This is a genomic window from Halobacterium rubrum, from assembly GCF_021729015.1.
In the GTDB taxonomy this organism is placed as follows: Archaea; Halobacteriota; Halobacteria; order Halobacteriales; family Halobacteriaceae; genus Halobacterium; species Halobacterium rubrum.
Map to the genome: position 1 here is coordinate 323,057 of NZ_JAJQQZ010000002.1, position 25,208 is coordinate 348,264.

Below are 25,208 nucleotides of genomic sequence, written 5' to 3' on the forward strand. Positions count from 1 at the left end.
GCCGACGGGAGGCGTTACTCCTCGGTCTCTTCGTCGGCGGCCTCGTCGCCCGCGCCCTCGATCTCGTCGATGTAGGACTGGGACTCCTCGGCGTCGAGCTCGCGGTAGACGCCGGTGTCGGCGTCGACGACGGCGACGCCCACGCCGTCGCCCTGGAGGGCGCCGTCGCGGCCCTCGTTCAGCGCGCGCAGCGCGAGGTCGATGCCGCCGTCGACGGAGAGGTCGGACTCGTACTCGGCCTCGAGGAAGTCCTGGATGTCGCCGCGGTTCGACCCGATGGCGACGGCCTTCCACTCGTTGGAGGTGCCGGAGGGGTCCGTCTCGAAGAGCCGGGGTTCGCCGTCCTCGACGCCCGCGATGAGGAGCGCGACGCCGAACGGTCGCGCGCCGCCGACCTGCGTGTACTGCTGGATGTGGTCGGTGACTTCCTTCGTGAGCGTGCGGACGCCGATGGGCTCGTCGTAGCGCACGCGCTCGACCTGGGACTGCTGGCGCGCGAAGTCCACGAGCTGGCGGGCGTCGGCGACGTGGCCGGCGCTGGCGGCGCCGACGTGGTCGTCGACCTTGTGGAGCTTCTCGACGCTGGAGCCCTCGAGGAGCGGCGACCGCGTCTGCTTGTCGACGACGAGGACGACACCCTCGGGGGTGCGGACGCCGATGCTCGCCGTCCCTCGCTTCACTGCTTCCCGCGCGTACTCCACCTGATAGAGGCGGCCGTCCGGGGAGAAGATGGTGATTCCCCGGTCGTAGGCCTGCTGCTGGTTCTGACCCTGCATGATTTCCTTGCGTGCCTATTCGACCCCCCGACGTAAAGGGCTTTGACTTTCGGCAGGGGTGGGGGTGGGCGCCGGCCAGTGCGCCCCGTTCCGTTCGAGAACCCGATACGTAGCCCGCGAAACCCACCGAAGGAGGGGCAAGTAGTATATGCGATGCAATCCGATGTAGAAGTGATACCATGACAAACGACAACAATGGACTGCGTCGGCGGGATGTACTGAAGGGGACCGGCGCGGCCGGCATCCTCGCGACGGCAGGCTGTGTCGACCTCGGCGGCGGTGGCGGCGACAGCGGCCCCTACGAGATCGGGATGGTGGACTCCCAGACCGGGTCGCTGTCGGCGTTCGGACAGCGCAACGAACGCGGCCGCGAACTGGCGCTGGACGACGTCAACGACGTCACCATCGGCGGCCGCGAGCTCTCCATCAGCGTCCAGGACTCCCAGAGCCAGCAACAGGCGGGCGTCAGCGCCGCCCAGCAGCTCGTCAACCAGGAGGGCGTCCCGTTCCTCATCGGCGCGGTCGGGTCCGGCGTCTCTATCGCCATCTACCAGAGCGTCGTCGAGGGGACTGACGTCGTCCAGCTCTCCCAGAACTCCACCAGCCCCGCGCTCAGCACCTACCCCGGGTTGCTGCGGATGTCGCCGACCGGCCGCACCCAGTCGACCGCACTCGCCGACATCATCAGCGAGGACGGCAACGACTCGGTCGCCATCACGTGGGTGAACAACGACTACGGCTCCGGCATCACGGACGCGTTCGTCGACGCCTACGACGGTGAAGTCGTCTACAACTCCTCGCACGACCAGGGGCAATCCTCGTACAGCAACGTCGTCAGTCAGATGGCGAACACCGACGCGGGCGCGTGGCTGTTCGTCACCTACCAGCCGGAGTTCACGACGATGGCCCAGGAGGCGTTCAGCAGCGGCGTCGAAGCACAGGCGGACTGGTACGGCGCCGACTCGGTGCAGGGGTCGGACGTGCTCGTGAACACGCCCGAGGGGAGTCTCGACGGCATGAAGGTGGTGTTGCCGTCGGCGGCCGTCGACCAGGACAACTACCAGTCGTTCGCCACCGACTTCGAGGACGAGTACGGCTCGTCGCCGACGGCGTGGTCGGCGTACTCCTACGACTGCGTGGTGACGGCCGCCCTCACCATCCAGGCCGCCGACGAGTTCACGGGCGCCGCGCTCGGCGACGTCATCCGGGACGTCACCCGGCCGGAGGGCGAGGAGGTGTTCTCCTTCGAGGCGGCCAGCGAGATTCTGGCGGACGGCGGCGGACCCAGCGACGTCGACTACCAGGGCGTCAGCGGCCCCATCGACTTCGACGAGAACGGGGACCCCGTGGCGTACCTCCAGGTGTACACGGTCGAGGACCACGAGTACGTCTCGTCGGGCTTCGTCACGGGCGAGTAGCCCCCTGCCTATGCTCGCTACTCTCGTCGCGCAACCGAGCGGCGGTGTCGTCGCCGGTGCAGCGCTCGCACCGGGGCTCGCAGTCGGCGGGCTCGACTACGTCCCGCAGCTGCTGAACTACTTCGTGAACGGGCTGGTGTTCTCGGCCATCATCGTGCTGGGCGGCATCGGGCTGTCGCTCGTCTACTCCATCGCCGACTTCGCGAACTTCGCGCACGGCGACACGATGACCGTCGGCGCGTACGCCGGACTCGTCACGCTGGGCGCCGTCGGCACCGCCGGCCCCCAACTGCTCGCGCTCCCGCTGGGGTTCTACGCGGCGCTGCTGGCCGGCATCGCGGCGGCCGCCGTCGTCGCCGTCGCCACGCACTACTTCATCTACCGGCCGCTGGACACGGACTCCATCGGTCTGCTCATCACGAGCATCGGCGTGGCGTTCGTCTACCGGGCGGTCGTCCAGCTCCAGTTCGGCACGGACTTCACCGAGTACGACGTCGCCGTGCTCCGACCGGTTCCGTGGATCGAGGCCGCTACCGGCATCACCATCACCGAACACGAGCTGGCCATCGTGCTCGTCGCGGCCGTGCTCGTCGCGGCGCTGCACGTCGTCCTCCAGTACACGACGCTCGGCCGGACGATGCGCGCGACCGCGGACAACGAGGACCTCGCGAAGGTCTCGGGCATCCGCACGGAGCGCGTCATCACGTCGATGTGGGTCATCGGCGCCGGGCTCGCGGGCGCCGGCGGCGTGTTCCTCGGGCTGTACAACCAGCTCGGCCCCCGGATGGGGTTCGACCTCCTGCTGGTCATCTTCGCCGCCGTCATCCTCGGTGGCATCGGCAGCGTCTACGGCGCGATGCTCGGCGGCGTCGTCATCGGGATGGTGAACCGCCTGACGCCCGTGCTCTCGGACGTCGGGCTCCCCATCGAGCCGGCGTACGCCAACGCCATCGCGTTCGTCATCATGGTGTTCGTGTTGCTCGTGCGGCCGACCGGCATCGCCGGGGAGGGGGTGTCGTAGATGGCCGACGACAGCCACGAGCCCGAGGACGACATCGAGCCCGAGGGCGCCGACGACGGCAGCAGCGCTGAAGCCGGCGGGAACGGACCCGGGGGCAGCAGGTCTGCGTTCGAAGGCGGCGTGGACACCAGCCAGCGCCGCGTCGAACGCCTCACCAACTACGGCATCGCCGCCGCCGCGGTCGCACTGCTCGCTGGCGTGCTCGTCGGGCTGGTGTCGCCGACGTACCTCCTGTTCCTGGTGTCGCTGGCGGGCATGTACGCGCTGCTGTCGCTGGGCCTGAACGTCCAGTGGGGGTACGCCGGCCTCATCAACTTCAGCGTCGCGGCGTTCTTCGGTCTCGGCGCGTACGTCCCCGCGTTGCTGTCCGCGAGCGGGTCGCCGCTCCCGTGGGACGTCTCACCCATCGCCGGCCTGTTCGTCGCCGTCGCGGCGACCGTCGTGCTCGCGCTCGCCATCGGCATCCCGACGCTGAGTCTGCGCGAGGACTACCTCGCCATCGCCAGCCTCGGGCTCGCCGAAGTGCTGCGGCTCGTCGTCCGCAACCAGCAGTCGTGGACGAACGGCACGAACGGCATCGGCGGCATCCCCCTGTTCTTCGAGGGGGTGCCGGTCCTCGGGACGTTCGCCAGCGACGTCGGGACCGTCGACCTCGGCATCTACACGCTCGGCTACCAGTTCTGGAACGGGCTCCTGAACTTCGCCATCGTCGCCGGGTTCGTCGTCGTGTCCTACGTCGTGTTGCGACGCGTCCACCGGTCGCCGTGGGGCCGCGTGCTGCGGACCATCCGCAGCGACGAGGACCTGGCGGAGGCGCTTGGGAAGAACACGTACGCGTTCCGGATGCAGGCGTTCGTGCTCGGAAGCGTCGTCGCGATGCTGGCGGGCGTCTACTACTCGTACTCGAACTACTTCATCACGCCCGGCATCTTCGACCCCATCTTCACGTTCTACGCGTGGATCGCCGTGATTCTGGGCGGCAGCGGCTCGAACCGCGGCGCGCTGTTCGGCGGTGTCGTCATCGTCGCCATCGTCGAGGGGTCCCGCGGGCTCGGCGTCGGGGCGTCCTGGCGGCTGTTCGCCGTCGGCGCGCTCATCATCGCCGTGATGCGGTTCCGGCCGCAGGGCGTGTTGCCGCCCCGCAAAGAGCTCATCTGGCCGGGCGCGCACCGCGGGGGTGAGACGGATGAGTGAACCAGCAGCGGCGCGCAGCGAAGAGCCGGAGGAAGCCGGGGACGCGGTCCTGCGCACCGAGAACCTCCGGAAGACGTTCGGCGGCCTGACAGCCACCGACGACGTGACGATGGAAGTCGAGCGCGGCACCATCACGGGCATGATCGGGCCGAACGGCGCCGGGAAGTCGACGTTCTTCAACCTCGTGTCGGGGTTCTACGAGCCGGACGGCGGCTCCGTGGTCGTCAACGGCGAGGAGACGACCGGCATGGACCCCCACGAGGTGACCGAGCACGGGCTCGTCCGCACCTTCCAGACGCCCCGGAAGCTGGAGGGGATGACCGTCCGCGAGGCGATGCTCGTCGGCCCGCAGCGCCAGCTCGGCGAGTCCGTGATTCCGCTGTTCACGCAGCCGGACGCGGTGGCGGCCGAGGAGCGACAGAACCTCCAGCGGGCCGAGGAGCTGCTGGAGCGCTTCGAGATCACCCACCTCGCCGACCAGCCCGCGACCGACATCTCCGGCGGCCAGCTCAAGCTCGTCGAGCTCGCGCGGGCGATGCTCGCCGAGCCCGACCTGCTGTTGCTGGACGAGCCGGTGGCGGGCGTGAACCCGACGCTCGCGAACAAGCTCAAGGCCATCATCCGGGAGCTCCACGAGGACGGCATCACGTTCCTCATCATCGAGCACGACATGGGGTTCATCATGGACCTCGCCGACCCCATCGTCGTGCTGAATCAGGGCGCCGTGCTGATGGAGGGCAGTCCCGACGAGGTCAAAAACGACGACCGGGTGGTCGAGGCGTACCTCGGGGGTGGTGGCGGTGACTGACACCGTCCTCGACGTCGACAGCGTCGACTCCGGGTACGGCGACGTGCAGGTGCTCGACGACCTCTCCATGCGCCTCGAGTCCGAGGAGATCGTCTGCCTCATCGGGCCGAACGGCGCCGGGAAGTCGACGGTGCTGAAGACCGTCTTCGGGCTGCTGACGCCCTGGAAGGGGTCGGTGACCTTCCGCGGCGAGGACATCACCGGCGCCGAGCCGGCGGACCTCGTGCGCTCGGGGATGGGCTACGTCCCCCAGATCGAGAACGTCTTCGGGTCGATGACCGTCGACGAGAACCTCCGGATGGGCGGCGTCTCCCGGGAGTCCGGGCTGGCGGAGACCATCGACCGGCTGTACGACCGCTTCGACATCCTCGACGACAAGCGCTCGGCGAAGGCGAGCACGCTGTCGGGCGGCCAGCGGCAGGTGCTGGCGTTCGCTCGCGCGCTGATGACCGAGCCGGACGTCCTGCTCATCGACGAGCCGTCGGCCGGACTGGCGCCGAGCATCGTCGACGACGTCTTCGACAACGTCCAGACGGTCAACGACCTCGGGACGGCCATCATGATGGTCGAGCAGAACGCCGTCGAGGGACTGAGCATCGCCGACCGCGGCTACGTCCTCGACCAGGGGACGGTGCGCTTCGAGGACGACGCCGACGCGCTGCTGGACAACCCCGAGGTCGGCCAGCTCTACCTCGGCGGCTGACGGCTCAGTCCGCCGGTTCTCTCGCCGTTACGCCGTCAGCACGCGACCGAAGAGGGACGGCGCCACCAGCAGCGTGACCGGCACGAGAATCCAGACCTGTCCAGCGAACACGTCGTACTGGCCGAGCGTCACCGAGACCGGTGTCCCCTCGGCGTAGCCGACGAGGAACTCGAAGCCGACGGTGAGCAGGGTCCACCCGGCGCCGACGGCGACCAGTTCGAGGTCCGTGTACGTCGTCCCGGTGCTCCAGAAGTACGCCGCCGAGACGGCGAGGATGGCGCCGACCAGCAGCAGGGTGCTGAGGACGTGGCCGGGGTACTCGCCGACCCGGGGAATCACCACGAGTTCCCGAACCACCCCGTTGGCGACGGCGAGGACGGCCATCGCGAGCCAGACGCCGAGGGGCGCGAGCAGGACGGCTGGTCGAACGAGCCAGGAATCGCCGGCGACAGATGTGGCTTCGGGGCCCATGCCGTACGCTACGCGGACGGAGACGATATGCGTTTGTGGGGTTCTCTGCGGGCGGGACCGGGCCGTAGGGCGTGCTCGCGGGTCGTTCCTCCCCGCTCGCCATTCTGAGGGGCTTCGCTTCGCTCGGACCTGCGCTACTGCTCACGGGTCGCTACGCTCCCCGTTCGCCTTTCCGAGGGGCTTCGCTTCGCTCAGCCCCTCGCTATTCCTCGAACCGGAACGTCCCGTCGCGCTGCACGATCTCCCCGTCGACCTCGATGTACGAGTCCTCGCTCATGTCCACGATCATGTCGAGGTGGGTGACCGACTCGTTTTGCGGCTGGCCCTCGGGGACCGTCTGTTCGATAGCACGGCCGAGCGCGAAGTGGACGGTGTCGCCCATCTTCTCGTCGAACAGCATGTTGCTCGTGAACCGGTCGATGCCGCGGTTCATCCCGATGCCGAGCTCGCCCAGCCGGCGGGCGCCCTCGTCGGTGTTCAGTACACCCTCCAGAGTCGCCTCGTTCTGGTCGGCGGCGAAGTCGACGACCTCGCCGTCCTCGAACGTCAGGGTGGCGTCGAGAATCTCGTTGCCCTGCCAGACGACCGGCTTGTCGAAGTGGACAGTCCCCTCGACGCTATCTGGGACCGGTGCGGTGAACACCTCCCCGCCCGGGAGGTTCGTCTTCCCGTCGTCGTTGACGGTGACCATTCCGTCGACGCTCATCGTCACGTCGGTGGTGTCACCGGAGACGACGCGGACCTCCTCGGCGGGGTCGAGAATCTCGACCATCTGCGCCTGGAACGCGCGCTGGGCGTCCCAGTCTCTGTTCACGGCGTCGTAGACGAACGCCTCGTAGGCTGCGGTGGACATCTCGGCCTGCTGGGCGTTGCCGGCCGTGGGGTGCTGGGTGATGCACATGTCCTCGGGGTCGAAGGCGTCCTGGAGTGCCTCCTGTGACCGGCCGCGAGCGGCGAGCTTCTCAGGAGGGACGTCGCTGATTTCGCTGGCGTTCGTGTTCGCTCGCACCTGCACGATTCCGTCGGCGGCTTCGGCGACCGCCTTCAGGTGTTCCGCGAGCGCGAACTGGTCGGGGTCGGCCGCGAGCAACTGCGCGCGAGACGCGCGGCTGCTGCGAGCGACCCACATCGGGTTGGCGTCCCGCTCGCCGCAGGCCTCGTGGAGGGCGACGACGAAGTCCTCCGCGGCGGGCGGTGCCATGACGACAATCTGGTCGCCCTGCTGGACGTCCAGTGAGTGGTCGACGACAACGTCAGCGTGATTGCGAACGCGGGGGTCCATACTCGGAAGTCCCGTCGATGCACAAAAAGGGTTTCCAGAAGGAGAGTTCTGGAAGCAGTCTGAGACGAGCCGCATCGGCTTCTTGTGTCCCGGTACACAAGCCGGGGTATGGACGACGGGAAGGCCAGCGGAGCGTTCTTCGACGAGTACATCGCAGGCCGCACGGGCGCCGACCGGGACGACGTGGTGCTGGGGCCGACCTACGGCGCGGACTTCGGGGCAATCGGCGTCGGCGACCGGGTGGTCGCGCTGGCCACCGACCCGGTGTTCGTGCTGCGGGCGCTGGGGCTGGAGCGCGCGGCGTGGTTCGCGTTCCACATCTGCGTCAGCGACGTGGCGCTCTCGGGGCTGCCGCCGGCACACCTCGCGGTGGACCTGAATCTCCCGCCGGGAACGAGCGCGGCGACGTTCGACGCGATCTGGGACGTCTTCGACCGGGAGGCCCGGAGCCTCGGGGCGAGCCTGACGACCGGGCACACCGGCACCTACGAGGGGTGTTCGTTCCCGACCGTGGGCGGCGCGACGGCGCTCGCGGTCGGTGAACGCGACGACCTCGTGCTCCCGACGGGCGCCCGGCCGGGGGACCACGTGGTCGTGACGAAGGGGCCGGCCGTCGAGACCACGGGCCTGCTGGGCGTGCTGTTCGGCGACGACCTCCCCATCGGCGAGGCGGCGGCTGCGGCGGCCCGGGCGCGATTCGACGACGCCAGCCCCGTCCGGGACGCCCTGACGATGGCGGCCGCCGGCGACGTGACAGCGATGCACGACGCGACCGAGCGCGGACTCGCCAACGGCCTCCACGAGCTCGCCGCCGCGAGCAATGTCAGGCTGGCAGTCGAGCGCGACGCCGTCCCCGTGCTGCCGGGCGTCGACGCTGTCTGCGAGCACTTCGGGATGGACCCGTGGACGGCGTCCAGCGAGGGCACCGTGGTTGCGGCCGTCGACCCCGGGAGCGTCGACGCCGTGCTCGCGGCGCTCGACGACGAGGGGATTCCGGCGGCCGAGGTCGGGACGGTCGAGGCCGGCGCTGGCGTCACCGTCGACGGCGAGCCGCTGGCGGAACCGGACGCCGACCCGCTGTGGCCGGCATATCAGGCGACGAGAGAACAGTACGGCGAGTAGGTCGCCTCAAGCGGCTATCGTCACGTTCCCGGACGCCTCGGCCGTCTCCACGAACTGCTCGGTGCCGGCGAACACGACGACGGTGTCCTCGTCCACGCGCTCGGTCCGGTACGCGACCTCGCTGGGCTGGTCGTCGAGCGTGCGCGCGGCGGCCGCGAACTCGTCGGCGTCCTCGGTGGTGTCCCAGCGGGTCACCCACGCGACCGACGACCCGTTCGGGGTGTCGAAAGCGACCACGTCGTCGTTCCCCCAGCCGGCGGCCGCCTCGCGGGCGGTCGAGCGACGAGTGGTCTGGCGCAACACGACCCGGGTGAGGAACTCGCCCGCGCGGCTGGTCTGGGACTGCAGGCGGTCGAACGACTCGGCGTCGACGGTGACGTTCAGCGCGACCGGTGCGTCCTCGCTGCCGGGGTGTAGCACCTGCTCGGACGTCTTCGGCGGGTCCTCGTAGAGGTCGGGGAGCTCGGCGGGGTCCTGGAGCGTGGCGTCGACGTACTGGAACCCGAAGTGGTACTGGCCGAAGAGGAACCGGCCGGCTGCGCCCGCGTCGGCGTACGCCGCCGCCAGTTCGGCGGACTGGAGTCCGGTGCCGGGCTGGTGGGCTCGCGTGTACGCGTCGGTCACGTAGACGGCGGCGCCCTCGACGAGTGCGCGCCGGACGAACTGCTCGTCGACGCTGGCGGGCGCGGGCGCCAGTCCGCCGAACCACGGCACCATGTCCTCGCGGACCTGCGCGACGTGCACGAACTCGTGGGCGAGCACCTGTTCGACGCGCGCCGAGTCGGCCGCCGCCGGCGACACGTACACCATCGCGTCCAGCGTCGTCAGCCCGGCGGGGCCGGCGCCGGCGTCTTCGGGGTCGGTCACGCCGAAGGCCGAGAAGAACGGCACGCCGTCGAAGGAGGCGGTCCGGCGGCCCGAAAGGTCCTCGACCACCACTCTGGTGGGCGCGTAGTCGGCGTCCAGTAACGCCGCGACGCGGTCGAACGTCTGGTTCGCGTCCACGGAGAGGTCGCCGTCCACGACGACGTGCTCGGGGGCGTCGCCCGGCGTGGACTCCGCGGTCGTGGTCGTCGCCGGCGAGTCGGTCGCGGCGTCGTCGGCCACCGGCGACGGTCCGGGCGCGTTCGCGGTCGGCGCCACGCAGCCGGCGACGAGGAGGACGAGGCAGAGCGCGAGAGCGCGTCGGGCGGCAGTCACGTCTCACAGTCGGGCCAGCAGCCACTAACAGATTGCGGTGAGTCACACCGCGTGCAGCGCCGCGGGGCCGCGAGCGGCGGACACCGCAAGCCTTCTTGCTCGCGGCCGCGACCGACCCACCGTGATGCGAACGGAGGCGGGAGCGCGGTGGGGATAGTCGAGGAGTTCCTCGACCTGAAGGAGGGGACCGACGCCGACCTGCTGGCGATGCAGGTCGGGGACTTCTACGAGTTCTTCGCGGAGGACGCGCGGACCGTCGCGGAGACGCTGGACCTCAAAGTCTCCGAGAAGGCCAGCCACGGCTCCTCGTACCCGATGGCGGGCGTTCCCGTCGACGACCTGACGCCGTACCTCGCGGCGCTCGTGGAGCGCGGCTACCGGGTGGCCGTCGCCGAGCAGTCCGAGGACGACGCCGGCGACATCGAGCGAAGCGTCGAGCGCGTGGTGACGCCGGGCACCCTCCTCGAGTCGACGGACAGCGACGCCCGGTACCTCGCGGCGGTCGTGCGCGAGGCAGCCGGCCGGGGCAGCGACGACGGCGGCGGCGACTGGGGGCTGGCGTTCGTCGACGTGACGACCGGCCAGTTCCGCGTGGCGGGCGCCGACAGCCGGGCGGGGGCGGTCACCGAGCTCTACCGGTTCGCGCCCGCCGAGGTGCTGCCCGGCCCCGAACTCCGGGGCGACGACGACTTCCTCGGCGTGCTCCGGGAGCGGACGGACGCGACGCTGACGCTGCACGACGCCGGCGCGTTCGACGCGGGACGGGCCGCCCACGCCGTCCGCGAGCAGTTCGGCGGCGGCGCCATCGAGAGCCTCAACGTCGACGCCGACGGCCCGACGGTTCGGGCGGCGGGCGCGGCCGTCGGCTACGTCGGCGACACGGACGCCGGCGTGCTGGCGTCGCTGACGCGCATCCAGCCGTTCGGCGCCGACGACCACGTCGAACTCGACGCGACCACGCAGCGCAACCTCGAACTGACGGAGACGATGACGGGCGGCAGCGACGGCTCGCTGCTGGCGACTGTCGACCACACCGCGTCGGCGGCCGGCGGGCGCCGGCTGGAGGCGTGGCTCACCCGGCCGACCCGCGACCGCGCCGAACTGCAGCGCCGGCAGACCGCCGTCGGCGCGCTGGCGGACGCGGCGCTCGCCCGGGACGCGCTGCGGGACGTGCTCGGTGACGCCTACGACCTCGAGCGGCTGGCGAGCCGGGCGGCCAGCGGCCGCGCCGACGCCACCGACCTGCTGCGGATTCGGGACACGCTCGCGTTGCTCCCCGACGTCGCGGACGCGCTCTCGACCACGCCCGAGCTCGCGGACTCGCCCGCCCGGGGCGTGCTGGCGCGCGTCGACCGCGAGGCGGCGGCAGGGGTCCGCGAAGAGCTGGCTGGCGCGCTCGCCGAGGACCCCCCGAAGACGCTCTCGGAGGGCGGGCTGCTGTGTGAGGGCTACGACGACGAGCTGGACGAGCTGCTGGCCGAGTACCGCGAGCACCGGGAGTGGCTAGACGGCCTCGCCAGCCGCGAGAAAGACCGGCTGGGCGTCACGCACCTGCAGGTCGACCGGAACAAGACCGACGGCCACTACGTGCAGGTCGGGAACAGCGAGACCGACGCCGTCCCCGACGGCGAGGACGGCGAGTACCGCGAGGTGAAACAACTGAAGAACTCCACGCGGTACACCACCGAGGAGCTGGAGAGTCGGGAACGCGAGATTCTGCGCGTGGAGGCCGAGCGCGCCGACCTCGAACGCGAGCTGTTCGCGGAGCTCCGGGACTGGGTCGGGGAGCGCGCCGCACTGCTGCAGGACGCCGGCCGCGCGCTCGCCGAGCTGGACGCGCTGGCGAGTCTCGCCGAGCACGCCGCCGCGAACCGCTGGGTCCGTCCCGAGCTGGTCGAGGGCGACGACCTCGCCGTCGAGGCGGGCCGCCACCCGGTCGTCGAGCAGACCACCGAGTTCGTTCCGAACGACGCCACCTTCGGCGACGGCCGGCGCTTCCAGGTGGTGACGGGGCCGAACATGAGTGGGAAGTCGACGTACATGCGGCAGGTCGCGCTGGTCGTCCTGCTCGCCCAGGTCGGGAGCTTCGTCCCGGCGGACGCGGCCCGAATCGGGCTCGTGGACGGCATCTACACCCGGGTGGGCGCGCTGGACGAGCTCGCCGGCGGCCGGTCGACGTTCATGGTGGAGATGCAGGAGCTGTCCCGCATCCTCCACGCCGCCAGCGAGGACTCGCTCGTGATTCTGGACGAGGTCGGGCGGGGGACGGCGACCTACGACGGCATCTCCATCGCGTGGGCGGCAACGGAGTACCTCCACAACGAGGTCCGCGCGAAGAGCCTGTTCGCCACGCACTACCACGAACTCACCGCGCTCGCCGACCACCTCGCCGACGTGGCGAACGTCCACGTGGCGGCAGAGGAACGGGACGGTGACGTCACCTTCCTCCGGACGGTGCGGGAGGGCGCGACCGACCGGTCGTACGGCGTCCACGTCGCCGACCTCGCGGGCGTCCCGGACCCCGTCGTGGAGCGCTCGCGGGACGTCCTCGACCGGCTGCGGGACGAACAGGCCGTCGAAGCGAAGGGGTCGGCCGGCGGGTCCGTGCAGGCCGTCTTCGACGTCGGGAGCGGCGAGTTCGTCGGCGCCGACGGCCGAGGGACGGGCGGCGCTGGCGGCGGCAGCGCCGACGGCGACGAGGCGGACGGTGAGAGCGACGGGCTCGACCCCGAGACCGAGGCGGTGCTCGCGGAGCTCTCGGACGTGGACGTGGCTGAGACGACGCCGGTGGAGTTGCTCTCGCGAGTGCAGGAGTGGCAGTCGAAACTGGAAGACTGAGCCACCAGACACTTGTGACGGCGCGCTGACGGTTCGGGCAGCGATGGAGGCGACTCGGCGACGGCGGGTGCTCGCGGCGGTCGGAACTGCGGGTGCGAGCGTGGTGGCGGGCTGCGCGAGGTCCCTCGGGGTCGGTATGGACATGCCGAACGGGACGGAACTCTGCGCGCGCCCCGTGAGCGAGAGCGCGTACGACCCGCGGCCCGAGAACGTGGTCGAAGCGGACGAACTCCCACCCGGAGAGCACGAGGTCGCGATGGCGGTCGTGACAGACAGCGAGTGGAAGGTCTGCCGCGAGTTCTCCGGTGACGACGAGGCGGACGCGAGGGCCTTCGCCGACCGGCTCACGAACCACGCGAACGAGGCGATGCACGTCTTCTTCCGGTTCGAGAGCAGGCTGTGGGCGTTCTCGGTCAGCGTCGAAGACACGACCGGCGCCACCTTACCCCCCGTCGAGAAGTGACGCCACGAGCCCGACCACGACTGCGGGCTACCCCTGCCCGACCATCGACTCCTCGTCCTCGAACTCCTGCTCGCGGAGCTCGTACTTCTGGACTTTGCCGGTGGCCGTCGTCGGCAGCGAGTCGACGAACTCGACGCGGCGGACGGCCTTGTAGGAGGCGAGATTCTCACGGGTGAACTCGACGAGGTCCGTCTTCGCCACGCCCGGGTCCTCGGGGTCGCCGGAGGCGGGGACGACGAACGCCTTCGGCGTCTCTCCCCAGTCCTCGTGCGGGGAGGGGACGACCGCGACCTCGCCGACGGCGTCGTGCTCGAAGAGGGCGTCCTCCAGTTCGATGGAGGAGATGTTCTCGCCGCCGGAGATGATGATGTCCTTCTTGCGGTCCTGGATGGAGACGAAGCCGTGCTCGTCGACGACGGCGAAGTCGCCCATGTGGTAGTAGCCCTCCGCGCGTTCGTTGAACGCCTCCTCGGTGGCTTTGGGCTTGTTCCAGTAGCCGTCCATCACCTGGTTGCCGGAGACGACGATCTCGCCGATGGTCTCGTCGTCCCAGGGGACGTCCTCGCCGTCCTCGTCGACGACCCGAACCTCGGTGCCGAGGAAGCCGATGCCCTGGCGTTTCTTCAGCGAGTACCGGTGTTCGTCGTCGAGCAGGCGGCCGGCCTCCGAGGTCGTGATGAGGGGGCCGGTCTCGGTGGCGCCGTAGACGTGTACGAGGTCCCAGCCGAACTCGTCCTCGACGGTCCGGATGGTGGCTTCGGGCGGCGCGCTGCCCGCCGTCGCCGCCCGGACGTCGGCGTCGCCCGTCGTCGGGACGTCGTGGTCGTCGTAGTAGTTCTGGAGCATGTTCAGCACCGTCGGCGCCGCACAGAGGTAGGAGACGTCCTCCTCGCGGACCGTCTCGAAGATGGACTCGGCGTCGACCCCGCGAGTGCAGACGTGGGTGCCGCCGGCCCCGGTGACGGCGTAGATGTGGCCCCAGCCGTTGACGTGGAACATCGGCAGCGTCCAGAGGTAGGTGTCGGTGTCCCGGACGTTCTGGTGGTAGGAGACGAGGAAGGCGTGCAGCGTCTCGTTGCGGTGCGTGCGGCAGACGCCCTTCGGGTCGCCGGTGGTGCCGGACGTGTAGTTGATGGTGACGACGTCGCTCTCGTCCATCTCGGGGCGGTCGTAGCCGTCGGGGTCGACGTCCGCGAGCAGGTCGTCGAAGCTCTGCCAGTCGCCGTCGACGGCGTCGGCGTCGTTCGTGACGAACGTCTCCGTCGGCACCGACTCGCGGACGGCTTCGACCTTCTCGGCGTACTCGTGGTCGGCGTAGATGGCCGACACGCCCGCGTCGTTGAGGATGTACTCGAAGTCCTCGGGCGTCAGCCGGTAGTTCAGCGGCGTGTGGATGCCGCCGGCCTGCATCGTGCCGTAGGCGGCTTCGAGGTGGTAGTGCGTGTTCGGGTCGAGAACGGCGACCCGGTCACCGGGGTCGACGCCCGCCGACTGCAGGACCGCCGAGAAGCGGTCCGCGCGGTCGCCGAGCTCGCTGTACGTGTACTGCTGGCCCGTGGTCGCGACGACGGCAGTCTCGTCGCCGTAGTACTTGCGCGCGCGGTCGAGAAAGTCCGTGACGAGGAGTGGACGCTGCATCTCGTCTCGACGTTCACCGACGTTCGTGATATTTGTTCGGGTCGGCTCAACTACTGCCCGCGCCGCCGTCCGGGCGCGCGTCGGGGGATTGATACGCCAGCCGCGCCTGCCTGCGGGTATGAGCGACGACGGTGGAGCCGGCGGGGCTGGGGAGGAAGCCGCCGGCCGGATTGCGGCACTCGACGACGCGACGGTCGCCCAGATTGCCGCGGGCGAGGTGGTCGAGCGACCGGCCAGCGTCGTCAAGGAGCTCGTGGAGAACAGCCTCGACGCGGGCGCCTCCAGCGTGGACGTGAGCGTCGACGCCGGCGGCACAGACCGGGTCGTGGTCGCGGACGACGGCCGGGGGATGACCGGCGACGACCTCCGGGTGGCGGTCCGACAGCACACGACTAGCAAGCTCGAGGACGCCGACGGGCTGGACGGCGTTGCGACGCTGGGGTTCCGGGGCGAAGCGCTGTACACAATCGGCTCCGTCTCGCAGATGACGGTGACCACCCGGCCGCGGGACGCCGGGGACTCGGGCGCCCGAATCACCGTCGACCACGGCGACGTCGGCGACGTGGAGCCGGCGGGGCGGCCGGCCGGGACCACCGTCGAGGTCGACGACCTGTTCGGGGAGACCCCGGCTCGCCGGAAGTACCTCAAGCGCGCCGCGACCGAGTTCGGGCACGTCAATCGAGCGGTGACCCGGTACGCGCTGGCGAACCCGGACGTGGCGGTCTCGCTGACCCACGACGGCCGCGAGGTGTTCGCGACCACGGGGACCGGGGACGTCCGGGACGCCGCGCTCGCCGTCTACGGCCGCGAGGTCGCCCAGTCGCTGCGCGAGGTCGACGCCGAACCCGAGGGCGGGAGTGTCCGGCGCGTCCACGGCTACGTCTCGGACCCCGAGGTCACGCGCTCGACCCGGGAGTACCTCGCGACGTTCGTGAACGGCCGCGCGGTCACCGACACCGTGCTCCGGGAGGCCGTCCTCGACGGCTACGGCGGCCAGCTCGCCCCCGACCGCTACCCGTTCGCGGTGCTGTTCGTCGACTGCGACGGCGTCGACGCCAACGTCCACCCCCGGAAGCTCGAAGTCCGCTTCGAGGACGAGGCCGGCGTGCGCGCCGCCGTCGAGTCGGCCGTTCGGGACGCCCTGCTGGACGCGGGGCTCGTGCGATCGGGCGCGCCCCGGGGCGCGTCGAAGCCCGGCGACACCGAGATTTCGCCCGAGCGCACGACAGCCGACGCAGACGCCGGAGTGTCCGAGCCCGAGGACGCTGCGAGTCGGGGCGACGAGGACGGACAGGGAGCAGGGGCGTCCGGCACGCCCGGCGAGTCGTCGGCGCCTGAATTCGAGGCCAGCGGGAGCGCCGGGTCGACGAGCGGCGGTAGCGGCGACCGGTCGACCGCCGACTCCGGGCCGGCCGACGCCACGCGCGAGCACCGGGGTTCCGGGAGTGAGACCCGGGAGAGTAGCTTCGACGCGCCCGCCGAGAACGCCCGGCTGCCGACGGAGACGAGTGGCGAGGGGCCGGACGAGACCGGTCCGGCACCGGAGCGCGAGAGCCTCCCGGACCTGCGCGTGCTCGGACAGCTCCACGGCACGTACGTCGTCGCGGAGGCCGACGACGGCCTCGTCCTCGTCGACCAGCACGCCGCCGACGAGCGCGTGCACTACGAGCGGCTGCGGGCGCGACTCGACGGCACGTCGCAGGCGCTCGTGGCGCCGGTCGAACTCGAACTGACGGCGGGCGAGGCGGCGGTCTTCGAGTCGGCGCTCGGCGGTCTCCGCGAGCTCGGCTTCGACGCCGAACTCGCCGGGCGGACGGCCCGCGTGACCGCGGTCCCCGCAGTCCTCTCGGACGCGCTCGACCCCGAGCTCGCGCGGGACGTGCTCTCGGCGTTCCTCGCAGACGCCGGCGGGACGCCGGTCGCTGACGCCGCGGACGCGCTGCTCGCGGACCTCGCGTGCTCGCCGGCCGTCAAGGGAAACACGTCGCTGACCGAGGGGTCGGTCGTGGACCTGCTGGACGAACTCGACGCCTGCGAGAACCCCTACGCGTGCCCGCACGGCCGGCCGACGGTCGTCGAGGTCGACGGCGACGAACTCGCCGAGCGCTTCGAACGGGACTACCCCGGGCACGCCGGCCGGCGCCGCGAGGACGCGGGGAACTAAGCCCCGGCGGGCGTACGGGCGGGCATGGACCTGGTGACGTTCGGGGAGACGATGCTGCGGCTGTCGCCGCCCGGCCACGAGCGCATCGAGCAGGCCGGCGAACTCGACCTCCGCGCGGCGGGCGCGGAGAGCAACGTCGCGGTGAACGCCGACCGCCTCGGCGCGGAGACGGCGTGGCTGTCGAAGCTGCCGGACTCGCCGCTCGGCCGGAAGGTCGCGGCCGCGCTCCGGGCGCAGGGCACCAGCCCCGAGGTCGTGTGGAGCGACGACGACGACCTCCGGCAGGGCGTCTACTTCCTCGAGCAGGCGGGCGAACCGCGGGGGACGGGTGTCGTCTACGACCGGCAGGACGCCGCCGTGACGACCGCGACCGCCGACGAGCTGGCGACCGAGTTCGTCGAGCGCGCGGGCTACCTGCACACGTCGGGCATCACGCCCGCGCTCTCGGAGACGCTCGCGGAGACGACCGCCGACCTCCTGGGCCTCGCCCAGGAGACCGGCACGACGGCGACCTTCGACGTGAACTACCGGAGCAAGCTGTGGAGCCCCGAGGAGGCCCGTGCGACCCTCGAGTCGCTGTTCCCGGACGTGGACGTGCTGTTCGTCGCCGAGCGCGACGCCCGGAACGTCCTCGCCCGCGAGGGCGACGCCGAGGCCATCGCTCGCGGGCTCGCCGACGAGTTCGCGTTCGGCACCGTCGTCGTCACGCGCGGCGACGAGGGCGCGCTCGCGGTGCGCAACGGCGACGGCTTCGAGCAGCCGACCTTCGAGACGGAGACCCACGACCCGGTCGGGACCGGGGACGCGTTCGTCGGCGGCTACCTCGCCTCCCGGGTGGACGGCGGGGACGTCGAAGACGCGCTGGCGTGGGGCGCCGCGACGGCCGCGCTGAAGCGCACGATCCCCGGCGACGTGGCGCTGGTCACGCGCGACGAAGTGGAGTCGGTGCTGTCGGAGAGCGGGTCGGGTATCGACCGGTAGGGGTAGAATCGCGTACGCTGTGCCGCTGTTCTCCGTCTAGAACCCCTGCGCGTTGCCGTCTTTCCGGGGTTCGGTGGCGGCCGAGAGCGTGCCGTTGTCGTTGCGCACGATCTGGGCGCCGCCGAACAGCTCCGGCGTGAGCGTGCGGACGTCGTGTTCCTTCCGGACGAGCTTGGCGGCGACGTTCGAGTCGAAGTGCGGTTCGAGCGCGAGCTCGCCGTCCTCGCGGTACCGCCAGCGCGGGCGGTCGAGGGCGGCCTGCAGCGGGAGGTCGTAGTCGACGATGTTCGAGACGACCTGGGCGTGGCCCTGGGGCTGCATGAAGCCGCCCATCACGCCGAACGCCGCCCAGTCGTCCTCGTCGAAGCGCGCGAGCGCCGGAATCAGGGTGTGGAACGGCCGCTTGCCGGGTTCGAGGCGGTTCGGGTCCTCGCGGTCCAGCGAGAACGACGACCCGCGGTTCTGGAGCGCGATACCGGTGTCGCCCGCCACGAGACCGGAGCCGAAGCCGGCGAACCGAGAGTTGATGAAGGAGACGAGGTTGCCCTCGTCGTCGGCGACGGTGAGCAGGACGGTGTCGGCGTCCTCGGCGTCGCCGGCGTTCGGCACGCCGAAGGAGACGTCGTCGTTGTTCGTCTCGCCGACGTGCTCGGCGCGCTTAGCGGCCCAGTCTTCAGAGGCGAGCGGCGGGTGGTCCTCGAACTCGGGGTCGGTGATGTAGTGGTGGCCGTCCTCGAACGCGAGCTTCATCGCCTCCGCGAAGTAGTGGACGCGCTCCGGGGAGTCGATGGGGTGGTCGCCGGCGCCGAGCTCCTCGGCGATATTCAGCGCCTCCAGAGCGATGAGGCCCTGATTGTTCGGCGGGAGTTCGAACACTTCGGCGCCGTTGTACGTCGTGGAGACGGGGTCGGGCCACTCGACCTCGAAGTCCGCGAGGTCGTCGACGGTGAGGAAGCCGCCGCGGGACTGGACCTCGTCGGCGATCTCCTCGGCGATGTCGCCCTCGTAGACGACGTCTGCGCCCTCCTCTGCGATGCGGCGCAGCGACTCGCCGAGCTTCGGGAGCGTCACCGTCTGGCCGACGTCCGGGCTCTCGCCGTCGAACAGGAAGGCGTCGACGGCGTTGTCGTGCTCGAACAGTTCCTCGCCGTAGTCCCACGCGGACGCGATGCCCTCCGAGACCGGGTAGCCCTCGGTGGCGTACCGGATGGCGGGCTGGAGGGCCTCGCCGAGGTCCTTCTCGCCGAAGCGCTCGACGGTCGCCTCCCAGCCCCGGGCGGTGCCGGGGACGGTGACGGTGTGCGGGCCGGTCATCGGCATCTCGGCGTCCGCGGGGTCGTCGACGTCCTGCTCGTCGGCGAGCGCCTCGCGGACGTTCTCGATGGTGGCCTCGGCGGGCGCGTGCCCGCAGGACCGCATCGCGCCGACGTCGCCGTCGGCGGTGCGGTAGAGCGCGAACACGTCGCCGCCGAGACCGGTCGAGGTCGGTTCGACGACGTTCAGGGCGGCGGCCGTGGCGACCGCGGCGTCGAAGGCGTTCCCGCCGTCTTCCATGACGGAGACGCCTGTCTGTGCGGCGAGCGGCTGACTGGTGGCGACCACGCCTCGCTGCCCGTAGACGGTCGAGCGTCGGGACGAGAACCGGTCGAGATCCGGTGTCTGCATGCCACGACAGTGGTGGGAACCCGTGGAAAACACTCTGCCGGATATATCCGGCGTTCGTGAGGGTGCGGCGCGAGTCCACAGTCAGGCGTCGCCCGACGAGCTCGGTGCCGGGTCCGCGTCAGACGAGGACGCCGCGTCACCGGCAGTCGCCGGCGGACCCGAGTCGTCGGCCGCCGCCGGGGGCTCCGGTGCTTCGAGGAGGAGCGCGGCGACGCCGGCGACGACGGCGAGGACGCCGCCGAGCAGGAAGGTGTTGTTCCAGCCCAGCGAGACGACGAACGCACCCGTGACGGTGCCGCCGAAGACGCCGCCCCACATCTTCCCGGAGTACAGCAGGGCGTAGTTCGCGCTGGAGTGCTGTTCGCCGTAGTAGTCGCCGACGACGCTCGGGAACAGCGTGTACTGGGGGCTCCAGAAGAACGTCGCGACGACGACGGCGGCGACGAACGCCGCGCCCTCGCCCCGGATGCCGAAGAACACGACGGCGAACAGGCCGAGCCCCAGAATCGTGAACGTCGCCGCCATCGCGTTCGTGCGGTCGAGGCGGTCGCTGACGCCCCCGAGGACGAGCCTGCCGACGCCGCCCGCCAGCGGCAGCAGGGTGGCGGCGGCGGTCGCGATGAGGCCGGCGAGCCCGAGGTGGTCGGCGTAGGCGACGATCTTCTCGGTGAGCATCAGGCCGGCGCCGGAGACGGCAACGAACATGACGTACATCAGCCAGAACTGCCACGTGCGCAGCATCTCCCGCCACGAGAACTGGGGACCGGCGTAGTCGACGCTGTCGCCGTCCGACCGCCAGCCCTCGGGCGGGTCGCGGAGCACGAGCGCGCCGGCGAGCACGACCGCGAAGATGAGCAGGCCGACGTTCTGGAGGACGCCGACGTAGGCTTCGGCGGGGAGGTTCGGGCCGGTGTTGGCGCGGACGTACGGGACCAGCGCCGCGCTGCCGCCGGCGAACGCCATCGTGCCCACGCCGGAGGTGAGACCGCGGCGGTCCGGGAACCACTTGAGCGCGGTGTTGACGGCGACGGTGTAGACGATGCCGACGCCGAGCGCGCCCAGCGAGTACGCGAGGTAGATCTGCCAGACAGTCCCGGCGACCGACAGCCCGAGGTAGCCGCCGCCGGCGAGGAACGCGGCGACGACGGCGACCCCGCGGGGGCCGTGGCGGTCGCGCCACCAGCCGACCGGGAACTGGCTGCCGGCCTGCACGACGACGAACAGCGTGAACACCGTCGAGAGCGCGGCGGCCTCGATGCCGAGCTGGCGCGCGACCGGCCCGCGGAGGCTGCTCCAGACGTACTGGTAGGGGCCGACGACCGCCATCATGCCGGCAGCCGCGAGCACGAGCCACCACCGCGAGAAGCCGAGGTGGTCGCGAGCGCGTGCCGCGTGGTCGACGCTCTCCTCCTCCTCCTCCTCCCCGTCTGTGCCGGTCATCCCCAATCACCGGCTGCGTACGTCTCGGTCATCGTCTACTGGAGGTCACTCCAGTGGGAATAGCGGTGACCCGGTTATATTTGGCGTGGACCCCAGGCCGTGCGAGACACCACCAAACAACTGCAGTCCGGGAGAACGACTGCCAGCCACTCAGTGGCCACGAGCGGAGAGATACTCGCCGACCTCGGCCATCACCTTCTCCTCGGCGCGCGACAGGTGCTCCCAGGTGGTCGTCCCAGCGAGCCCGACCTCGTCGGCGATGTCCTCGACGCGCACGTCCGAACCCTCGTCGTAGTACCCCATCCCGGTCGCGATGGCGAGAACCTCCCGCTGGCGGTCGGTCAGGTCCTCCAGCATCCGGGAGAGCGCCAGGTGCTCCTCGCCGTCGAGTTCGTTCAGGGAGACGTCCCGCACCAGTTCCGTGTCGTTGCCAGCCGCCTCCAGCGAGTCGACGACCGCGCCGAGGTCGTCGTCCTCGCCGAGGTACAGCGTCCAGTGCTCCCAGCCCGCCCGAATGGTGGTCCCCACCCGGTAGTGGACGCCGTGGTCGGCGAGCCGCTGGGCGATGGAGTCCCACTGGTAGCTGTCGTAGGTGACGGCGACGAACACGCGGTCGTTGTCCAGCGGCGAGAGGCGTTCGACGTCCAGAACCGGGTCGGCGTCGGCGAACGCCCCGAGGAACCCCTCGACGTCGTCGGCGGGGCCACGCAGCTGGACGATTCGTTTGCGTTCGGCAGCGCTCCCGGACAGCGAGGAGACCGACCGGAGTGTCACGCTGGGGTAGTCAGCGCTCACGTCGCTCTCCGGTTCGCCGTGGTGACGCACCCGCAGGGTCACTTCCCGCATCGGCCACACGTAGGCGTCCCACGGTCTTACGCTTGGTGTAGCGGGAAGTACTGGCCGTGCTCGCGGCAGTACGGTCGCCGGGAGGCGGCGAGCGCCGCGCTGTGCCGAAACCATTTCACCACGGGTAGTCGAGGTAGGGGTATGACCCGACCACACGTCGCCATCGTCGGTGCGTACGGGAGCGCCGGCGTGGCGGCCGCCGAGGAGCTCGTCGACGAAGACGTGGAGCTGACGCTCGTAGACGACGGCGAGCCCGGCGGCGGGCTCTGCATCCTCCGGGGCTGTATGCCGTCGAAGGAAGTGCTGTCGGCGGGCGCCCACCGCTATCAGGCGCGCCACGACCACCGGCTCGTCGGCGACGCGCCGGACGTCGACCTCGAAGCCGTCGTGGAGACGAAAGACGACCACGTGCTCGGGTTCGCCGAACACCGGCGGGCGGCCGTCGAGGAGATGGCCGAGCGCGAGAACGTCACCTTCCACCACGACACCGCCCAGTTCGTCGACGACCGCACGCTCAGGGTCGGCGGCGAGACGGTCGAGGCCGACTACGTCGTCGTGGCGACCGGCTCGGACCTGAACGTCCCCGACCTGCCCGGCGTCGACGACGTCGACTGGATGGGCAGCCGGGACGTGCTGGACGCCACCGAGTTCCCGGACTCCGGCGTCGTGATGGGGTTCGGGTACGTCGGCGTCGAGCTCGTGCCGTACCTCTCCGAGGCCGCCGACATGGACCTCACGGTCATCGAGCACGACGACCGGCCGCTGGACGAGTACCACCCGGCGTTCGGCGAGGAGCTCCTCGACCAGTACCGCGAGGAGTTCGGCGTCGACATCCGGACCGAGGTCTACGAGGAGGAGGTCGAGGCGACCGAAGACGGCGGCGTGCGCGTCCACCTCGACGACGGGTCGACGGCCGAGGGCGACCAGCTGTTCCTGTTCACTGGCCGGACGCCGGCGTACCCGGCCGGCGTCGACCGGACCAGCCTCGAACCCGGGCCGGACTGGGTGGACGCCGCGACGATGCAGTCCCGTGACGACGACCGCGTGTTCGTCGTCGGCGACGCGATGGGCGACCGGATGTTGCTGCACAACGCCAAAGAGGAGGGGTACGCCGCGGGCCGGAACATCCTCGCCGCCGAACACGGCGGGACGCTGGAGACGTACGACCCGCTCCCCCACAAGGTGATGTTCTCGGGGCTCGGCGTCTTCCCGTTCGCGTCGCTCGGCCTGACCGCAGCGGAAGCCCGTGAGGCCGGCCACGACGTGGTGACCAGCCAGCGCGACGCGTCCAGCGACGGCGTGTTCAAGACGAAAGACGCCGCCCGCGGCGCGGCCCGGCTGGTCGTCGACGCCGACGACGGCACGGTTCTGGGCTACCACGGCCTCCACTACCACGCCGACGTGATGGCGAAGACGATGCAGGTGGTGCTGGAGGCGGAGATGGACGTCCGCGAGATTCCCGACCGCGCGTACCACCCGACGACGCCCGAGATTCTCGACGGCCTGTTCGGCGACGCCGCCGACGAGCTCTGGCAGTAGCCCCCAGCGTCACCGGAGGGCGACGACGAGGAGGAAGATAGCGGCGGCCGAACCGGCGAGCGCGGCCGGTATCGTCGTCGGGTCGACGAACGAGATGGTGGTGGCGTATCGCCGCACACCGAGCGCGGCGCCCGTGGCGAGGACGCCGACCGCGAGGGTGCCCGCGAGGTGGACCGCTTCGACGTTCCGGGTGGGCGTCTGGCGGCCGACCTCCCGGCCGAGCTGCCACGCGAAGTGCCCGCTGTCCCAGGCGACGAAGCTGCCGACGATTCCGGCGAAGAACAGCCACGCCGGGAGCGACCCGGTGACGCCGGCGAACGTGGTCGCGACGAACAGTCCGGCTCCCGCGAGCGCGGGACCGGTGGTCTTCGAGGGCAAGAGGCGGAGCCACATCCCGACCCAGATGGCGGTGACGACGGCGACCGTGCTCCCGACGACGAGCGACAGTCCGACGGTCGTCACCGCGTGCGGGCCGTAGAACCCGAGGACGCCCTCCGAGAGTTGCTGGTACCGCGGCGTCAGTGCCGGCGGGAGCGCGGCGACGACGGCGGCCTGGACTCGCTGCACCAGCGGGCCGGTGACCGCGAACGTCGCGGCCGTGATGGTCGCGCCGCCGAGCAGCGGCCCGTACCCCTCGAGGGAGGCTCTCGACGTGGTCCGGGCGACCCGTTTGAGAGCGTAGCTGACCGCGAGCAAGCCGAGACAGCCGACGGTTACGGCCGCCAGCGCGTCCCGGAGTGGTTCGACCTGCGTCCCGGCGACGAGGTACTGGTAGACCGACTGGTCGAGTTGCCCGCGGAACTGCGGGTCCCGGAGGAGGAGGTCGACGAAGACCCCGACGAGGATTGCCAGTGTGAGAACCCAGCTGACGGTCCGCAGGGCGCCCCGAAACTCGGACACCGCGTCTATCTGGTCGTCGTCCAGTCCCAGTTCCAGCGGGAGCGACCCGAGGGTTCGGCTGAGCGTGGTGGCGGCGGCGAACGCGAGAAGCAGCAGCGAGGAGAGGTTCGGTTTCCCCGCTGGCGGCGAGCGGAAGAACGACGTCGCGGTGTCGACCGCGTTCGCGGCCGCCGTCCCGACAGTCCGACCGCCACTCGTGAGGGCGGTGTCGCCGACGACGGCGGCTGCTGTGAGGACGGTCGCGGCCAGCAGCGGGGCGAAGAGGGTGGGAAGGGTGACCCGCCAGAGCGACCGGAGGCCTCGCCGGGTGACGAGGCCCCCGATGGTGCTGGCGGCGCCGACGACGGCCGTCAGCAGGCCGGCGGCGACGACGACCTGTGCGACGACCGCGAGCGCCGCACTCGCGGTCCCGGCGGGGGTCGACGGCGGGAACTGCGCGCTCCCCACGACGACCGCGGTGTACGCGAGTCCACCGACCGCGGCGACCCCGAGCGGCGCCACGAGGAGGCTGGCGAGATAGCGAGCGGGGACGCGTCGGGTCGGTCGTGTGGCGAGCCACAGTCCGGCCGTCAGCGAGAGGGCTGCGGTCCATCCCGCAGCGAGCGGGACCACCTGGTCGAGCGCGAGCGCGACGAGCGCGGTCAGCGCTGTCGTGACGCAGACCGTGATACCGGTCCCGTATCTCGTGGGACGCCACGTGGACTCGTCGACGGTCGTCGGCTGGGATGAGGGAGACATG

The 25,208-nt window shown here is 70.9% G+C and carries 20 protein-coding genes; 11 read left to right on the forward strand and 9 right to left on the reverse strand.

Annotated elements, in window-relative coordinates:
- Window positions 1–14: 14 nt before the first annotated feature.
- The gene (gene psmA / locus LT971_RS09195; protein WP_237006628.1) at window positions 15–776 is read right to left on the reverse strand and encodes an archaeal proteasome endopeptidase complex subunit alpha; all 762 of its coding nucleotides are present in this window, start codon (window positions 774–776) and stop codon (window positions 15–17) included.
- Between the two features lie 179 nt (window positions 777–955).
- On the opposite strand from psmA, the gene LT971_RS09200 reads away from it, so the two are divergent.
- The 5 genes from LT971_RS09200 to LT971_RS09220 are packed head-to-tail and all read left to right on the forward strand — an operon-like array spanning window position 956 to window position 5,920.
- Window positions 956–2,194, forward strand: coding sequence for an ABC transporter substrate-binding protein (locus tag LT971_RS09200; RefSeq protein WP_237006629.1), 1,239 nt, complete (start codon window positions 956–958; stop codon window positions 2,192–2,194).
- 10 nt (window positions 2,195–2,204) lie between these two features.
- Window positions 2,205–3,215, forward strand: coding sequence for a branched-chain amino acid ABC transporter permease (locus tag LT971_RS09205; protein WP_237006630.1), 1,011 nt, complete (start codon window positions 2,205–2,207; stop codon window positions 3,213–3,215).
- Window positions 3,216–4,409, forward strand: coding sequence for a branched-chain amino acid ABC transporter permease (locus LT971_RS09210; RefSeq protein ID WP_237006631.1), 1,194 nt, complete (start codon window positions 3,216–3,218; stop codon window positions 4,407–4,409).
- Complete coding sequence (locus tag LT971_RS09215; RefSeq protein WP_237006632.1) at window positions 4,402–5,217, forward strand: ABC transporter ATP-binding protein; 816 nt, start codon at window positions 4,402–4,404, stop codon at window positions 5,215–5,217. The genes LT971_RS09210 and LT971_RS09215 overlap by 8 nt, the downstream gene beginning before the upstream one ends.
- The gene (locus LT971_RS09220; protein ID WP_237006633.1) at window positions 5,210–5,920 is read left to right on the forward strand and encodes an ABC transporter ATP-binding protein; all 711 of its coding nucleotides are present in this window, start codon (window positions 5,210–5,212) and stop codon (window positions 5,918–5,920) included. Before LT971_RS09215 ends, LT971_RS09220 begins: the two co-directional genes overlap by 8 nt.
- A gap of 27 nt (window positions 5,921–5,947) precedes the next feature.
- Here LT971_RS09220 and LT971_RS09225 read toward each other — a convergent pair whose 3' ends face one another.
- Together LT971_RS09225 and LT971_RS09230 are read right to left on the reverse strand one after the other, a co-directional pair.
- Window positions 5,948–6,391: a hypothetical protein gene (locus LT971_RS09225; protein ID WP_237006634.1), complete on the reverse strand. Its 444-nt coding sequence runs from the start codon at window positions 6,389–6,391 to the stop codon at window positions 5,948–5,950.
- 202 nt (window positions 6,392–6,593) lie between these two features.
- A complete protein-coding gene (locus tag LT971_RS09230; protein WP_237006635.1) occupies window positions 6,594–7,673 on the reverse strand; it encodes an aminopeptidase in 1,080 nt (359 codons plus the stop codon).
- 108 nt (window positions 7,674–7,781) lie between these two features.
- Between LT971_RS09230 and LT971_RS09235 the strand changes: the two genes are divergently transcribed.
- Window positions 7,782–8,795, forward strand: coding sequence for an AIR synthase family protein (locus LT971_RS09235; RefSeq protein WP_237006636.1), 1,014 nt, complete (start codon window positions 7,782–7,784; stop codon window positions 8,793–8,795).
- Window positions 8,796–8,801: 6 nt separating this feature from the next.
- On the opposite strand, the gene LT971_RS09240 is transcribed toward LT971_RS09235, so the two are convergent.
- The gene (locus tag LT971_RS09240; protein WP_237006637.1) at window positions 8,802–9,995 is read right to left on the reverse strand and encodes a hypothetical protein; all 1,194 of its coding nucleotides are present in this window, start codon (window positions 9,993–9,995) and stop codon (window positions 8,802–8,804) included.
- 147 nt (window positions 9,996–10,142) lie between these two features.
- On the opposite strand from LT971_RS09240, the gene mutS reads away from it, so the two are divergent.
- Window positions 10,143–12,833, forward strand: coding sequence for a DNA mismatch repair protein MutS (gene mutS, locus LT971_RS09245; protein WP_237006638.1), 2,691 nt, complete (start codon window positions 10,143–10,145; stop codon window positions 12,831–12,833).
- Window positions 12,834–12,969: 136 nt separating this feature from the next.
- Entirely contained in the window at window positions 12,970–13,296 is a 327-nt protein-coding gene (locus tag LT971_RS09250) for a hypothetical protein (RefSeq protein WP_237006639.1), read from the forward strand.
- A 27-nt stretch (window positions 13,297–13,323) separates the two neighbouring features.
- Here the strand turns inward: LT971_RS09250 and LT971_RS09255 are convergent, their stop codons facing one another.
- Window positions 13,324–14,934, reverse strand: a complete 1,611-nt coding sequence (locus LT971_RS09255) for a long-chain-fatty-acid--CoA ligase (protein WP_237006640.1) — start codon at window positions 14,932–14,934, stop codon at window positions 13,324–13,326.
- Between the two features lie 118 nt (window positions 14,935–15,052).
- Between LT971_RS09255 and mutL the strand changes: the two genes are divergently transcribed.
- The gene (gene mutL / locus LT971_RS09260; RefSeq protein ID WP_237006641.1) at window positions 15,053–17,098 is read left to right on the forward strand and encodes a DNA mismatch repair endonuclease MutL; all 2,046 of its coding nucleotides are present in this window, start codon (window positions 15,053–15,055) and stop codon (window positions 17,096–17,098) included.
- 24 nt (window positions 17,099–17,122) lie between these two features.
- Window positions 17,123–18,079 carry a bifunctional 2-dehydro-3-deoxygluconokinase/2-dehydro-3-deoxygalactonokinase gene (kdgK1, locus tag LT971_RS09265; protein ID WP_237006642.1) on the forward strand — a complete coding sequence of 319 codons (957 nt, stop codon included), beginning with the start codon at window positions 17,123–17,125 and terminating at the stop codon, window positions 18,077–18,079.
- A gap of 36 nt (window positions 18,080–18,115) precedes the next feature.
- On the opposite strand, the gene LT971_RS09270 is transcribed toward kdgK1, so the two are convergent.
- From LT971_RS09270 to LT971_RS09280, 3 genes are all read right to left on the reverse strand, one after another.
- Window positions 18,116–19,744 (reverse strand): gamma-glutamyltransferase family protein, encoded by a 1,629-nt coding sequence (locus LT971_RS09270; RefSeq protein ID WP_237006643.1) that lies wholly within the window; start codon window positions 19,742–19,744, stop codon window positions 18,116–18,118.
- Between the two features lie 81 nt (window positions 19,745–19,825).
- Window positions 19,826–21,184 carry an OFA family MFS transporter gene (locus tag LT971_RS09275; protein WP_237006644.1) on the reverse strand — a complete coding sequence of 453 codons (1,359 nt, stop codon included), beginning with the start codon at window positions 21,182–21,184 and terminating at the stop codon, window positions 19,826–19,828.
- Between the two features lie 150 nt (window positions 21,185–21,334).
- A complete protein-coding gene (locus LT971_RS09280; protein ID WP_237006645.1) occupies window positions 21,335–22,030 on the reverse strand; it encodes a helix-turn-helix domain-containing protein in 696 nt (231 codons plus the stop codon).
- A 141-nt stretch (window positions 22,031–22,171) separates the two neighbouring features.
- Between LT971_RS09280 and LT971_RS09285 the strand changes: the two genes are divergently transcribed.
- Window positions 22,172–23,569, forward strand: a complete 1,398-nt coding sequence (locus LT971_RS09285) for a dihydrolipoyl dehydrogenase family protein (RefSeq protein WP_237006646.1) — start codon at window positions 22,172–22,174, stop codon at window positions 23,567–23,569.
- 9 nt (window positions 23,570–23,578) lie between these two features.
- On the opposite strand, the gene LT971_RS09290 is transcribed toward LT971_RS09285, so the two are convergent.
- Entirely contained in the window at window positions 23,579–25,207 is a 1,629-nt protein-coding gene (locus tag LT971_RS09290; RefSeq protein ID WP_237006647.1) for a DUF7519 family protein, read from the reverse strand.
- Window position 25,208: the final 1 nt, after the last annotated feature.